The sequence below is a fragment of the Mucilaginibacter sp. genome (assembly GCF_041088075.1).
GTDB lineage: Bacteria > Bacteroidota > Bacteroidia > Sphingobacteriales > Sphingobacteriaceae > Mucilaginibacter_A.
The window spans coordinates 141260-155545 of the sequence record NZ_JBGCVY010000014.1 but is presented as its reverse complement, the minus strand read 5'-3'; the positions used below and the strand labels follow the sequence as shown (position 1 = coordinate 155545).

Sequence of the window (14286 nt, the reverse complement as noted above, 5' to 3'; positions counted from 1 at the left end):
GTATAAAACCACAACTTTACCATTGATAATTGCTGCTGCCGGGTTAAAAGTATCGTTGGATTCCCAGGCAACGGCTTTTTTCAGGATCGGGTCCATAAACATGGCGCCGGGATCAGGGGAGATTATCGGGTTTATGCCGGCCGGCCTTTTAAAACCGCCAAAAGCCCAAGCCGGCAAAACATTAGCCTTTTGGTTTTGGGCAAATGCAGTTACAGCGGTAAACAACAGGAATAAAATTTCGATTGCTGCAATCTTTTTTTTCATCAACATTTGTTTCTTTATTATTATCCGGTCAATTTATAACTTAAAGTGATACTTCTTTTATCACCTAAAAATCAGTCTCTGTAAAATAAAAAATATTCCTTGATTGTGGATGAATATTTTATTGTAGATAGCAAAATGCTTCTTTTACCACATAAAAATCAAGGTTGCTCGGTAGTGTAAATGGAAAGTACTTCGGCATCGGTTAAAGCGCGGCTGTAAAAACGGATATCATCCATCGAACCTTTAAAATAAGAGGAACCAAACTGGCTTTTTGGTAAACTTTGCCCGATAACCAGGTTTACCGGAGAATCTAAAGTAACAGGTGTACCGGTTACGGCGGCAGTTTTTACTAATTTATCATTTACATAAAATTTCATGGTGCCGTTGGTGTAAGATGCAGCAATAAAAGTCCATACATCTGCCGGTACTACGCCTGGGTTGCTGTCCACATCATGATAACCGTTATCTGCATGGATGGTTAAAAACAGGAAGTTGGCGCCTTGCAACTGAAATTTAAACCCATTGTAAGTGTTTAGGGAAAACATGTAATTATCAGGATTGGTTTCATGGCGTTTTACCCACATGCTTATCGTAAACTCTTTAGGGTTTAGATCTATGGTGTAAGGCACTTCAATGTTGGCACCGTTTTGAAAATTGTAAGCGCTGTTGGCCTGGTTAAACCGGTCATTAATTAATTGCGGAAGCGTATTGCCATCAACAGGTGAAGAACCACTGCTGGTATAGCCGGTCATCAAAGTTCCGTTGTGGCCGTGGCCGGATGCGTCGTTTGCATTTCCGGAAAATTTCCATTGTGCAATCAGGTTAGCGGCAGAAACATCCTGTATCAGCCTGGATTGAAAAGCTATGATTGCACGGCGCAGGTTAGCGGTTGCGTTATCTACTTCCTGCTGACTGTATTGAGCCGAACCTTTTACAGCAGTGGCCAGATCAATAGCTGTTTTTAGGTCTGTACGGGAACCTACAGAATAATTGCCGGCCCTTTTACCTTCTACAGAACTGGTATAAAATGTAGTGGCCGAATCAACAGTTTTACTGATACTGCTTTTATCGGCATTAAAACTTACCTGGTTGGTGCTTTTTTTACAGGCAAAAAAACTGAATGAAAGCACGGCCGCCAACATTAAAAAACTTAAATATTTGATATCAATCTTCATGGCTTATGAGTTTAATTATTTGCCTAATAACTTGTTTGTAGAACGCTCGCTTTGCGGGATAGGGAAAAACTTGTTGTTGCTGAAGTTGAAGTTAGGCTGGTCTTTTAAAGCGGTTGCCGCATAAGCACTGCCATAACGGATGATATCAAAGAAACGCCCAAACTCTAACGCCAATTCAGATCGTCTTTCCCGGCGGATAATATCCCGAAGCAGGGTTTGGCTGGTAGTTGTGATATCCGGCAGCAAACCAGTGGGCACAGTACCAAACCCGGTTAAAGAATTATCATACAAATAACTTTCGCGCGCGCGTTTTCTGATCCTGTTTAAAGGGGTTAAAGCTGCTGCACTATTGCCAGCTTCGTTAAGTGCTTCGGCTTCTATCAGTAATACATCAGCAAACCGGATGGCTTCAACATTTAAGTTGCCATCGCCTTTAACAGATGTAGGGATTTCAGAAATCGGTTGTATCTGTTTTTTGGTGAGATATCCGGTAGCGGTCCAACTTGGGTCAAACTGACTATCGAAGTACGGGTGGCCGGAACGGGCAACGGTATAATACAACCTTGGATCATCAACCCCTGCTGCTGATTTTTCAAAGTTATCAACCAAACTTTGCGTAGGCTGAAAAAAACCATAACCATTTAGCGTTCCTCGTGGCGCAAATGCCTGGTTCATGGCATTTCCTTGTTTAGGGCTTAAACCTGTAGTATGCCAGATGGAAAAGATGGCTTCTTTATTTGTTTTTGTACCGGCATTAAAGTTATCGGTAAATTTAGGCGTCAGGTCATAAATACCTAATGCCTCAACCTGTTGTGCTGTTTGCGCAGCTAATGCATATTTTGCTTCAAACAAATAAGTTTTGGCAAGTAAAGCTAATGCAGCACCTTTTGTGGCACGGCCGAGATCTGCACCAGTCCAGGTTACGGGAAGTGCCGCTGCCGCATCTGTACAATCTTTTTCTATCTGTGCAAAAATTTGTGCCTGCGGTACTGCCGGTGCCTGCAAATTATCAGCAGTGGCAACGGCTAAGCGTAAGGGAATATCGCCGTAACTAATAGTAAGCTGAAAATAATAGTACGCCCTTAAAAACTTAGCCTGCCCGTTGATAGCCGCTTTATTTGCATCCGGTACTGCTTTGTTTTCATCAGTTAATCCGCTCAGTACAAAATTAGCTTTAGAGACACCATCGTAATACCTGCCCCAAACGGCTTCAACAGCAGCATTACTGGTCAGGATATTAAACTTGTCAATGTTATCAATATCTGCCTGGTCTCCGGGTAAACCGCCTTTAACAGCATCGTCAGAAGCAACATCGCCAAGCACCCAAATTTCGTTGGCAAAAGCATCTGTAAAAGTTAACGGAACATAGGCTGCGTTTACTGCCGCATTTGCATTTGCAACAGAAGTAAAATAATTACTTGCCTGATAAGTGCCAAGCACCGGTTGTACCAATGCTTTTTTGCAACCAACAAACAAAAAAAGTAAGCTGCCTGCTATCATTATATGTTTCTTTATCATTTTTTAAAGTTTTGGAGGTTAAAAATTTGCGCTGACACCGGCTGTAATGGTACGGGCAGAAGGATAAGTTCCCCAATCAATGCCCACAGCCCTCACACCATCGCCGCTGGAATTACTGTTGGTATATATTTCGGGGTCAATGCCTGTATATTTAGTTACGGTAAATACATTTTGAGCACTTATAAAAAACCTGACCGAAGAGATTTTTAACCTTTTTACAAGCTGGTCTCCGATAGTATAACCTAACTGAACGTTTTTCAAACGGAGATAAGAGCCATCTTCCAGAAACCGCGTTGAAGGCCGCTTATTATTAGTTGCTCCATTCCAGGACAGACGTGGGAATTCATTGGTACTGCCTTCTCCGTTCCAACTTTCGGTTGCTGCCCTCTCTGTAATATTAAAAGCCCGGTAAAACCCTTCGATATCCGTGTTGACCTGGTTATAAAGTTTGTTGCCATACACACCCTGAAAAAACAGGCTGATGTCAAATCCGGAATAGGAAAGATTTGTAGTTAGACCATAGGTAAGTTTTGGAATAGGGCTGCCAACATAAGTACGGTCATATTCATCAATTATACCGTCCGGTTTTCCATTCGGGCCGCTGATATCTTTAAACATTACATCGCCGGGTTTTATACCCGGGCCCTGATAGGCGTGGGTGAAAACCTGCTGCGGGTTTTGAAAGATCCCTTCCTGCTGCAACAAATAAAAAGAACCAACTGGCTGGCCAACAGCAGTTTGGGTAGCGTAATAATTATTATCTATACGGCCACCCACTAAAGGAGAACCGCCAGCCAAAGAAGTAACCCGGTTTTTGATAGTGGCCAGGTTGCCAATAATAGCGTATTTTAATTTTTTACTGATGCTGTTCCGGTAATTGACCTCTAACTCAAAACCCTGGTTGCGCATAGAGCCGGCATTAACAAAAGCACTTGCCGCGCTTCCTGCACTGGTTGGCTGGGCAGGTTGCAACAACATGCCCGAGGTGTTTTTTATAAAGTAATCAGCCGAAATTTGTAAAGCGCTGTTAAATAGGCCCAAGTCTAAACCAACATCTGTTTGTGTACTGGTTTCCCACCTCACGTTGGGGTTTCCTAATGTATTGATTGCATTGCCCTGATTACCGGTTCCGTTAAAAGGATAATAACCGGCACTTGATATTAAAGTAGCATAACTATAGTTCCCGATTTCCTGGTTGCCCAACTGGCCAATACCGGCCCTTAACTTCAACAGCGAGATTGGCTTAACATCTTTCATGAATTCTTCCTGGTCAATTCGCCAGCCTAACGATCCGCCATAAAAATTTCCATACTGGTTGTGCGGGTCTAACCGGGATGAGCCATCGCGCCTGAAATTTACGGTGGCAAGATATTTATCGTTAAAAGCATAGTTAATGCGGCCAAATAAAGAAAATAATGCCCAATGTGTTTGGTTGCCACCATTTTGCTGAATCCCCAAACCATTGTCTAAGTATTGAAAAGTAGAACTTTGATCTGAATATTGGGTACGGGAAGCACCAAACGCCTGGGTATTGCTTTTAACCAGTTCTGATCCTGCTAAAAAAGTAAATACATGTTTTTCTGCAAGGGTAAGGTTATAAGTTGCGGTGTTTGTCCAGTTGTAATCAAACTGGTTGGTATTGGATTGTGCCAAACTGTTTGGCGAATTTAAAAAACGGTCAATCCCCCAGGTAGCAAAAAATTGTTTGTAGTCAGAAATCAAAAAGTTGGTGCCAAAATCACTTCTTATTTTTAAGTTTTTGATGGGGTTGATTTCTAAATAAACATTTCCTAATAACGAATAATTGTTAAAGTTGCGGTTATAATTATCTGCAAAACCAACCGGGTTTAATCCGTCACCAAAAAACTCAGGATGATTCGGAATATCCACATATTGGCCGTTCTGGTTAAAAACAGGTGTTGCGGGGGTTCTGAACAAAGCATAACGAACTACACTTGCACCGGGGTTTCCTGCCCCAAAACCATCACCGGATGTACCGACCTGGCGGTTTTTAGAATAACCCAGGTTTATATTTGTGCCGACCGTAAATATTTTAGATATGTTACTGTTAATAGCTGTACGCAGGTTAAGGCGGTCAAAAGATGAATTTTTTATTAAACCGTTTTGTGCGAAATAATTTGCAGAAACAATGTAAGTTGTATTTTCACTTCCGCCGCTTATGCCAAACTGTATGTTGCTGATCGGAGCTGGTTTTAATACTTCTTTTTGCCAGTTTACATCAGGCAGGCCGGCTATTACACTTGCCGGTATTTGTGCCCTTCCGTCTGCTGTTGCAGCAGTATTATATGCGGCAACATACTGGCTGGTATTGGCCATTTTTATCAAATGCTGAGAAGTTTGCACACCCGAATAAGCGTTTAAAATTACTTTCGGCGGACCGGTTTTACCTTTTTTAGTGGTAATAATAACAACCCCGTTTGCCGCCCTTGCACCATAAATAGCTGCTGAAGATGCATCTTTTAGCACACTAATGTTTTCAATGTCATTAGGTGATATTTCGTTTATGCCATTTTGGGTAGGAATGCCATCAATAATATAAAGGGGATTATTGTTGTTGATGGTCCCAACACCACGTATCCGCACATTAATGGCATCGCCCGGCGCACCTGTGGATTGTGTAACCGCTACGCCTGCCGCCTTTCCCTGCAAAATCTGGTCGGCTCCTCCTACCGGTAAACTTGCAATATCACTGCTTTTTATGCTGGATACGGCACCTGTTAAATCTGCTTTCCGTTGCGTTGCATAACCCACAACCAATACTTCGTTTAAGGCAGTATTTGTTGGGCTTAATTTGATAAGCATTGGGCCACTCAAATCAACAGGTACTGTAACCGTTGTATAACCGATACTTTTAACTTCGAGCAAAGCGCCTTCACTTGCTTGGATCGAAAAGTTTCCATTCAAATCGGTAGCGGTGCCTGTTGTTGTACCTTTTATTTGTACAGTTGCACCGATAAGCGTTTCATTGCTTTTGCTGTCAATTATTTTACCGGTAACAGTTTTGCTCTGTGCATTGCTTCTAAATGTGATAAATAAAAAAAGGAAAATGCAGGTTGTTACAGCTTTCCATTTTGTAAATAATGTAAAATCTAGCATAAAAAATCATTTATAGTATGTTGAATATTAAATAGCGTTCAGGATATTGGACGCCGAACAGTCCCTTCCTTTTGCATCAATAACTATCCGGGAAATTTGAATTGAAACCTGAGGTGTAAGTTTTTGTAAATAATTAAGATACGGACAAGGTGCCCGATGGCAAAAACAGTAAATCATGGCTTAGAAATTAATTGGTTATCCAAACCTACAAACACTAAACTGTTTTAGCAAATTTTTTAATATTTTTTATGATGCTTTTCAAGTTCGGTTGACTCTTTTTCAATATTTTTTTCTAATACTTCAATAATCAATATTTAAGCTTAATAATCAGCTCGATGCTTTTTCCTTCTGTATTAAGGGCTTGTTTAAATTTTGTCATGTCAGGTTTATTTTCTATGCTTCTTTTACCACATAAAAAGCATCGAACCTCCATTTGCTTTTTGTATCAGTATAAAATGCAAACACAGATTTTATAGGCATAAAAGAAGTATTATAAATTTTTTTGGCAGAAATTCAAACTGGTCCTAATTGCTTTTCAGGCTATTATAGCCAGGAAAGCAAAATCATTAATTGTATCAGTATTACTTTAACTGATTAAACAGGTGTTGAAGAAGCCGAAGCAAGGCCATGCTGTTTTTAGGGTGATAAAAACAGTATGGTAAAACTAAGCTTTAGAATTTGTGATTAATCTTTTTGAATTATAGCTTAGCAAGCCTAAGAAGTCAAACGGTTCGCAGTTTTTTTCATCTATAAAAACCCCTGTACCAATCTCCCCCATACTTCTTTTATCGCCCTAAAACCTTTAACAAAACATTAAAATTTTTACCTTTGCGGCTCATTTTACTGTTTCCATGAGCCAGCCCGTTAAAATTAAAAATGCATTAATTTCTGTTTATTACAAGGATCACCTCGAACCGGTTATCCGGGAACTAAACCGTCTAAACGTACAGATTTACAGCACCGGCGGCACAGAAACTTTTATCAGAAATTTAGGTGTTGAGGTTGTTCCGGTAGAAGATTTAACCTCTTATCCATCCATTTTGGGCGGACGTGTAAAAACATTGCACCCTAAAATTTTTGGCGGCATTTTAACCCGGCGTGAACACGAAGGCGACCAGCAGCAAATCGCGGAATATGAAATCCCGGAGATTGATCTGGTGATTGTGGATCTGTACCCTTTTGAAGAAACCGTTGCTTCCGGCGCTTCCGAGGCCAACATTATCGAAAAGATTGACATCGGCGGCATTTCCCTTATCCGCGCAGCAGCAAAAAACTTTAAAGATGTTACGATCATCACCTCCAAAAACGACTACAACGAACTTGAAAATATTTTAAAAACACAAAACGGAGAAACGACTTTGGCACAACGTAAAGCGTTTGCACGCAAGGCTTTCCATATTTCTTCGCATTACGATTCGGCCATTTTCAATTATTTTAACAGGGAAGAACCGCTTCAAATTTTCAAACAAAGCATCGAACCGGCGCAAACGTTGCGCTACGGCGAAAACCCACACCAGCAAGGCGTTTTTTACGGCGATTTAAACCAGCTTTTTGATAAATTAGGCGGCAAAGAGCTATCGTACAATAATTTGGTAGATGTGGATGCCGCCGTTGCTTTGATTGATGAATTTGAAGAGCCAACCGTTGCCATTTTAAAACATACCAACGCTTGTGGAATTGCCAGTAAAAACAGCATTTCGGAAGCTTGGGAAGCTGCTTTGGCCTGCGATCCGGTTTCTGCTTTTGGCGGCGTGATTATTACCAATGGCGAAGTGGATGCGGCAACGGCAACAGAAATCAACAAATTATTTTTTGAAGTTTTAATTGCGCCGGCATACCAGGAAGAGGCTGTAAAAATCTTAACTTCAAAAAAAAATAGGATCATTTTGCTGCGTAAACCAATCGAACTTCCTTCAAAATTATTTAAAACACTTTTAAACGGTGTGATTGAGCAGGACAAAGATTTGGTGATTGAAGGCCCGCAACAAATGCAAACCGTTACCGAAATACAACCGACAGAACAGCAACTGAAAGATCTATTTTTCGCGAATAAAGTTGTGAAACACACCAAATCAAACACAATTGTACTGGCTAAAAACAGTATGCTGCTAACCAGCGGCGTTGGCCAGACATCGCGTGTGGATGCGTTGAAACAAGCGATTGCGAAGGCTGAAGCTTTTGGTTTTGATTTGCAAGGTTCTGTGATGGCTTCAGATGCGTTTTTTCCTTTTCCGGATTGTGTGGAAATTGCAGCCGATGCAGGGGTTGCAGCCATTTTACAACCCGGCGGTTCTATCAAAGACCAGGATTCGATCCAAATGGCCAATCAAAAGCACATTGCAATGGTAACTACGGGCGTACGTCATTTTAAACATTAATCCCCACGATAAAACTGTTCACACATTCTTTTATAGCACATTTTTTCGTAAACTTTGCAGCTAATACTGATTTAAAAACAAATGGGTCTATTTAACTTCTTTACGCAGGAAATTGCCATTGACTTGGGCACTGCAAATACCCTGATTATACACAACGACAAAGTGGTGGTGGACGAACCTTCCATCGTTGCTTTTGATCGAACCACCAACAAAATAATTGCTATCGGGCGCCAGGCCATGCAAATGGAAGGCAAAACCCACGATAATATCCGAACCGTCCGCCCGCTAAAAGACGGTGTAATTGCTGATTTTAATGCTTCGGAACACATGATCCGCGGTATGATCAAGATGATCAACAAAGGCAAAGGCTGGTTTTTTCCTTCATTGCGGATGGTGATCTGCATTCCTTCCGGAATTACCGAAGTGGAAAAACGTGCCGTACGCGACTCTGCTGAAATTGCAGGGGCAAAAGAAGTATACCTAATTTACGAACCGATGGCCGCAGCCGTTGGGATTGGGATTGACGTGGAAGAACCAATGGGCAATATGATTATTGACATCGGTGGCGGAACAACGGAAATTGCCGTGATTGCACTTTCGGGAATCGTTTGCGATCAATCTATCCGTGTTGCCGGAGATAACTTTGATTCAGACATCGTGCAATACATCCGCCGCCAGCACAACATCATGATTGGCGATCGTACAGCAGAAAAAATTAAAATTGAAGTTGGCGCCGCTTTACCGGAACTGGCAGATCCGCCGGCAGATTTCGCCGTTCAAGGCCGCGATTTAATGACCGGCGTGCCCAAACAAATCACCGTTTCTTATACCGAAATTGCACATTGTTTGGATAAATCAATTTCTAAAATTGAAGAAGCGATTTTAAAAGCTTTGGAAATTACGCCGCCAGAGCTTTCGGCAGATATTTACCAAACCGGCATTTATTTAACCGGCGGCGGTGCTTTGCTACGTGGATTGGACAAACGTGTGGCGGCCAAAACAAAACTGCCGGTACACGTTGCCGAAGACCCACTGCGTGCTGTAGTCCGCGGAACAGGAACGGCTTTAAAAAACATCGGAAGTTTTAAATTTTTAATGCAATAAAAGAAGTATTAAGTGATACGTTTTAAGTGATAAGTTGTCGGCTGCGTTCAACTTAAAACGTACAACTTAGAACTTAGAACTTAAAACTTATTTCCATGCGTAACCTCCTGATTTTTATTTCGAAGTACAACGCATTTTTTTTATTTATCATTTTTGAAGTTACTTCCCTGGTTATTTTTGTAAAGTACAACGACTTTCAAAAAGCTACTTTTATCAGTTCATCAAATGAAGTAATTGGCAATATTTACCTTAAAGCAGACCAGGTTACCGATTATTTTAAACTGGGCATCACCAATGATAGTTTGGCCAGGGAAAATGCCCGTTTGCGCAACCAGTTAAAATCCTCTTTTTATGTAGATTCTTCCTCGGTAAAAACAGTAGCGGATACCATTTACAAACAGCAGTACAGTTACATTGCGGCGCGGGTAATCAACAATTCTTTTAACCGAAGGAACAATTACCTCACCATCAACCGCGGCAGCAATGCCGGGATTACCAAAGGAATGGGCGTGATTAGCAGTTCGGGCGTGGTGGGTATCGTTATCAATACCGGCCCTAATTTATCAACCGTACAATCGCTGCTGCATGAAAATACCCGCATCAGTGCCATGCTTGCCGATTCTAACAACGTGGGTTCTTTAATTTGGGACAATAACCTCGACCCTACCAAAGCCATGCTGATTAACATTATGAAGCAGGTGAAAATAAAAGTTGGGATGCCGGTGGTTACGTCCGGTTACTCGCTTTTCCCGGAAGGGACGATGCTTGGCCATATCAGTAGGCTGGATGCCAAAAACAGCAGTAACGTAACAGGTTTTGAGGTCAACTTGTCTGTCAACTTTAGCAACTTGCAATACGTATATGTGGTTACCAATAAACTGGCGAAAGAACAAGAAGCATTGGAGGCGCAGGAAAAGCAATGAGCAGGACGATCATTTACAACCTGCTGCGTTTTATCGTGCTGGTATTTATACAGGTTTTTTTGCTGAAAAACATATCGCTTTATCAGGTGGTAACGCCCTATTTTTATATTTTGTTCATACTTCTTTTACCGTTCAATATTCCAAATTTCCTGTTGTATGCACTCGCTTTTATATTGGGCATTACCATTGATGCTTTTTACGATACGCCGGGCTTGCATGCGGCTTCCTGCGTGCTTCTGGCTTATGTCCGTATCATTTTTATCAGCATCACCGTACAAAAAGAAGGTTTTGACAACGAGCCGGAACCAACTTTAGGCTTAATGGGTTTCCGCTGGTTTTTTTTATATGCTTTGATCCTGACGTTTTTGCACCACTTTTTTCTGCTTAACCTCGAATCTTTTCATTTCTCGCAAATCCTGTTTACGTTGACGAGGGTTGTTTTCAGTACAATATTTACGGTACTTTTAATGTTAATATCCGGTTTAATGTTTTTCAAAAAGAAAGTACGTTAATGAATAGTTTTTTCGAAAGGCGCTACGTAGTTATGGGCATTTTCATCGTGGTTATGCTCATGCTGATTGGCCGTCTGTTTTACATCCAAATTATTGATGATAAATACCTTGCTTTTGCACAAAACAATGTGATCCGAAGGTTTGTAAAATTTCCGGAACGTGGGGTGATATTGGACAGGCACAACAAAATTTTAGTGCAAAACGAACACGTTTACGACATTTTGGTGATCCCGAAACAAGTACATGATTTGGATACGCTGCAATTTTGCAAGTTGCTGCAACTGGACAAAAAAGAATTTGACCAGCGCTGGGAAAAGGCTAAAACTTACTCTTATTTCCGGCCGTCAATTTTTGAAAAGCAGGTTTCGGCAAAATTGTACAATTCTTTTCAGGAACACTTATTTGAGTTTCCGGGATTTTTTGTGCAACAGCGTTCGGTTCGCACCTATCCTGATTCTTGTGCCGCACAATTTCTGGGTTACATCAGTGAGGTGAACGATAAGATCATCGAAAAATCCAACGGTTATTACAATCCCGGCGACTACATTGGTTTTAGCGGGGTAGAAAAAGCATACGAAAGTGTTTTGCGTGGACAGCGCGGTGTAGAAAATTTACTGGTTGATTCCCGGAATATACCTAAAGGGAAATACATGAACGGCCAATATGACACGGCAGCCGTGGCCGGAGAAAGGCTGATTTCTTCTTTGGATATCCGCATCCAAAAGCTGGGCGAAAAACTGATGCAAAACAAAGTAGGCAGTATTGTTGCGATTGAACCTTCAACCGGTGAAATCTTGGCTTTTGTAAGCAGTCCGACTTATGATCCAAATGAATTGGTAGGCCGCGAACGGGGAAACAACATTTCGGCAATGTACAAAAACCCTTATAGCCCGTTGTTGATCAGGCCGATCCAAGCTTACTATCCGCCCGGCTCTTCTTTTAAACCGTTAAGTGCTTTGATTGCCTTGCAGGAAGGGATCATCACGCCACAAACTACTTTTTTTTGTGCTGGCGGCTATCAGGCGGGCGGCCATTGGGTAGGTTGCACCCATCACCATGGTGTTACCAATTTAAGTTACGGGATCGAAGGTTCCTGCAACACTTACTTTTGTAATGTTTTTAACAAGCTGATCAATCAAAACGGTGCCAATAAAACTACGGCGACTTATTTAAGCTGGAAAAACGAGGTCAATAAATTTGGTTTTGGTGTAAAACTGGATGTTGACCTGCCAAATGAAAGAAAAGGATTGGTACCTGCCCCGGCACGTTACGACCGTATTTACGGTAAAAACCATTGGCGCGCAAACACCATTATTTCGCTGGCTATCGGCCAGGGCGAGTTGCTGGCAACGCCGCTGCAAATGGCCAATATCGAATGCACCATTGCCAACCGGGGTTTTTATTACCGCCCGCATTTAATTAAAGGTATTGGCGATAATGACGTTATCAAACCAGAGTTTAAAGAGAAAATTAACGTTGGTATAGATTCCATTTATTACGAACCGGTTATCAACGGGATGCAGGCCGTGGTAGATCGCGGAACAGCAGCAGCTTCACGCATTCCTGGAATTGTAATGTGCGGCAAAACCGGAACTGCGCAAAACCCGCATGGCGAAAACCACTCTGTTTTTGTTGCTTTTGCCCCGCGTGATCATCCTAAAATTGCCATTGCTGTGGTGGTAGAAAACGCCGGGCAAGGCGCCTCCTGGGCCGCACCCATTGCTTCTTTTATCGTAGAAAAATACCTGAAAGACACACTGAGCCGCCGCCCTTCCGGCATCAACCCTAAAAAATACATGGAAGCCAGTTTAATGCCCCCGCTCCCTGGCGCTATCCAAAAGCCAAATAATAAATTGCTGCCCAAAGATTCGCTGAAAAAGAACCAGATTGATAGCAATAAAAAAAGCATCAAACGCGACAGCGGCAAAAAACCATTGCCAAAAATCCATTTAGCCGCCCTGACCATCAAAAGAAAGGAAAATGAATAACCAGCGCAGCTTCTTTTTTAATGTTGATTGGTTTACGGTTGCGCTTTACCTTACCCTTTGCATCATCGGTTGGTTCAATATCCATTCGGCCATTTTTGATGAAACGCATCCCAGCATTGTTGACCTAAGCACCAACTACGGCAAGCAGTTTATTTACATCATTTCGGCTTTGGTGCTGGCTACCGTTATTTTGCTGATGGAAAGCCGCTTTTTTAGCGCCCTGGCCCCGGCTGTTTATGGCATTGTTGTGCTGTTGCTTGTTTTGGTTTTGGTGATTGGAAGAAACGTAGGCGGAAACCAGGCTTGGATTTCCCTCGGCGGAGGATTTCGTTTGCAGCCTTCCGAATTTGCCAAATTTGCCACCTGCCTGCTATTGGCACGTTACCTCAGCGGAACCAACATCCGCGTAACCGATCCCAAATCGTTTTTTGTTGCTGCCGCCATCATCGTTTTCCCGATGGTCCTCATCATTTTACAACCTGATGCCGGCTCAACTTTGGTTTTTTGTTCGCTTATTTTCGTACTGTACCGCGAAGGTGTTTCGCCGCTTTTTTTGATAACTGCCGCAGTGGTTATTGCTTTGTTTATCCTTACTTTATTGGTCAGCCCCACTTATTTAATCGGCGTTTTGGTCATCATTGCCGCTTTTTTGATTTATTTTTTTAAGCGGAACCAAACTATGATTATTACCGTTGCAGTCGGTTTTGTGCTGTCTGTTGTTCTCATTTTCAGCGTGAATTTTTTGTACCACAAAGTGCTGAAACAACACCAAACCGTACGTATTGATGAATGGCTGGGCATCACAACTGATCTGCGCGGCATTGGCTATAACGTAAACCAATCTAAAATTGCCATTGGTTCGGGCAAACTGTGGGGAAAAGGTTATTTAAAAGGCACGCAAACTAAGTTTTCTTTTGTGCCCGAACAAAGTACCGATTTTATTTTTTGTACCGTTGGCGAAGAATGGGGTTTTGCCGGAACCCTGACCGTTTTGCTGATTTACCTCACTTTACTTTTTCGGATTATTTTTATTGCCGAACGGCAGCGGTCCAACTTTTCCCGGATTTATGGCTACGGTGTGGCTTCCATCATCTTTTTCCACGTTTTTATCAATGTCGGCATGACGATTGGCCTGGTACCGGTTATCGGAATCCCTTTGCCATTAATCAGTTACGGCGGATCATCGTTGTGGAGTTTTACGATTTTGATTTTTATCCTGCTCAAACTGGATGCCAACCGGATGGGGATTATCTAATTTTTGCCTGGTAAAAGAAGCATTGAACTCTTATCCTGAACATGTTTCAGGA

Annotated in this window: 9 protein-coding genes and 1 pseudogene; 6 read left to right on the top strand and 4 right to left on the bottom strand. The window is 42.0% G+C overall.

What is annotated here, in order from left to right; all coding sequences use genetic code 11:
• From V5804_RS02735 to V5804_RS02720, 4 genes and pseudogenes are all read right to left on the bottom strand, one after another.
• Nucleotides 1–264, bottom strand: a pseudogene (locus V5804_RS02735) (hypothetical protein); the annotation flags it as partial.
• Nucleotides 265–422: 158 nt separating this feature from the next.
• The gene (locus V5804_RS02730) at nucleotides 423–1439 is read right to left on the bottom strand and encodes a LamG domain-containing protein (RefSeq protein ID WP_369589832.1); all 1017 of its coding nucleotides are present in this window, start codon (nucleotides 1437–1439) and stop codon (nucleotides 423–425) included.
• Nucleotides 1440–1454: 15 nt separating this feature from the next.
• Nucleotides 1455–2957 (bottom strand): RagB/SusD family nutrient uptake outer membrane protein, encoded by a 1503-nt coding sequence (locus tag V5804_RS02725; RefSeq protein WP_369589831.1) that lies wholly within the window; start codon nucleotides 2955–2957, stop codon nucleotides 1455–1457.
• An 18-nt stretch (nucleotides 2958–2975) separates the two neighbouring features.
• The gene (locus tag V5804_RS02720) at nucleotides 2976–6074 is read right to left on the bottom strand and encodes a SusC/RagA family TonB-linked outer membrane protein (protein ID WP_369589830.1); all 3099 of its coding nucleotides are present in this window, start codon (nucleotides 6072–6074) and stop codon (nucleotides 2976–2978) included.
• Between the two features lie 851 nt (nucleotides 6075–6925).
• Here V5804_RS02720 and purH point away from each other — a divergent pair.
• From purH to rodA, 6 genes are all read left to right on the top strand, one after another.
• Nucleotides 6926–8452 carry a bifunctional phosphoribosylaminoimidazolecarboxamide formyltransferase/IMP cyclohydrolase gene (gene purH, locus V5804_RS02715; protein ID WP_369589829.1) on the top strand — a complete coding sequence of 509 codons (1527 nt, stop codon included), beginning with the start codon at nucleotides 6926–6928 and terminating at the stop codon, nucleotides 8450–8452.
• Between the two features lie 81 nt (nucleotides 8453–8533).
• Entirely contained in the window at nucleotides 8534–9556 is a 1023-nt protein-coding gene (locus V5804_RS02710; RefSeq protein ID WP_157565918.1) for a rod shape-determining protein, read from the top strand.
• Between the two features lie 95 nt (nucleotides 9557–9651).
• Entirely contained in the window at nucleotides 9652–10479 is an 828-nt protein-coding gene (gene mreC, locus V5804_RS02705) for a rod shape-determining protein MreC (RefSeq protein ID WP_369589828.1), read from the top strand.
• The gene (locus V5804_RS02700; protein WP_369589827.1) at nucleotides 10476–10991 is read left to right on the top strand and encodes a rod shape-determining protein MreD; all 516 of its coding nucleotides are present in this window, start codon (nucleotides 10476–10478) and stop codon (nucleotides 10989–10991) included. The genes mreC and V5804_RS02700 overlap by 4 nt, the downstream gene beginning before the upstream one ends.
• The gene (mrdA, locus tag V5804_RS02695) at nucleotides 10991–12979 is read left to right on the top strand and encodes a penicillin-binding protein 2 (protein ID WP_369589826.1); all 1989 of its coding nucleotides are present in this window, start codon (nucleotides 10991–10993) and stop codon (nucleotides 12977–12979) included. The genes V5804_RS02700 and mrdA overlap by 1 nt, the downstream gene beginning before the upstream one ends.
• Entirely contained in the window at nucleotides 12972–14234 is a 1263-nt protein-coding gene (gene rodA, locus V5804_RS02690) for a rod shape-determining protein RodA (protein ID WP_369589825.1), read from the top strand. The genes mrdA and rodA overlap by 8 nt, the downstream gene beginning before the upstream one ends.
• Nucleotides 14235–14286 lie beyond the last annotated feature (52 nt).

Excerpts from the sequence above, each read along its gene's own strand:
- mrdA (WP_369589826.1), top strand. The coding sequence starts at position 10,991 with ATGAATAGTTTTTTCGAAAGGCGCTACGTAGTTATGGGCATTTTCATC.
- V5804_RS02700 (WP_369589827.1), top strand. The coding sequence starts at position 10,476 with ATGAGCAGGACGATCATTTACAACCTGCTGCGTTTTATCGTGCTGGTA.
- V5804_RS02725 (WP_369589831.1), bottom strand. The coding sequence starts at position 2,957 with ATGATAAAGAAACATATAATGATAGCAGGCAGCTTACTTTTTTTGTTT.
- purH (WP_369589829.1), top strand. The coding sequence starts at position 6,926 with ATGAGCCAGCCCGTTAAAATTAAAAATGCATTAATTTCTGTTTATTAC.
- V5804_RS02720 (WP_369589830.1), bottom strand. The coding sequence starts at position 6,074 with ATGCTAGATTTTACATTATTTACAAAATGGAAAGCTGTAACAACCTGC.
- V5804_RS02710 (WP_157565918.1), top strand. The coding sequence starts at position 8,534 with ATGGGTCTATTTAACTTCTTTACGCAGGAAATTGCCATTGACTTGGGC.
- mreC (WP_369589828.1), top strand. The coding sequence starts at position 9,652 with ATGCGTAACCTCCTGATTTTTATTTCGAAGTACAACGCATTTTTTTTA.
- rodA (WP_369589825.1), top strand. The coding sequence starts at position 12,972 with ATGAATAACCAGCGCAGCTTCTTTTTTAATGTTGATTGGTTTACGGTT.
- V5804_RS02730 (WP_369589832.1), bottom strand. The coding sequence starts at position 1,439 with ATGAAGATTGATATCAAATATTTAAGTTTTTTAATGTTGGCGGCCGTG.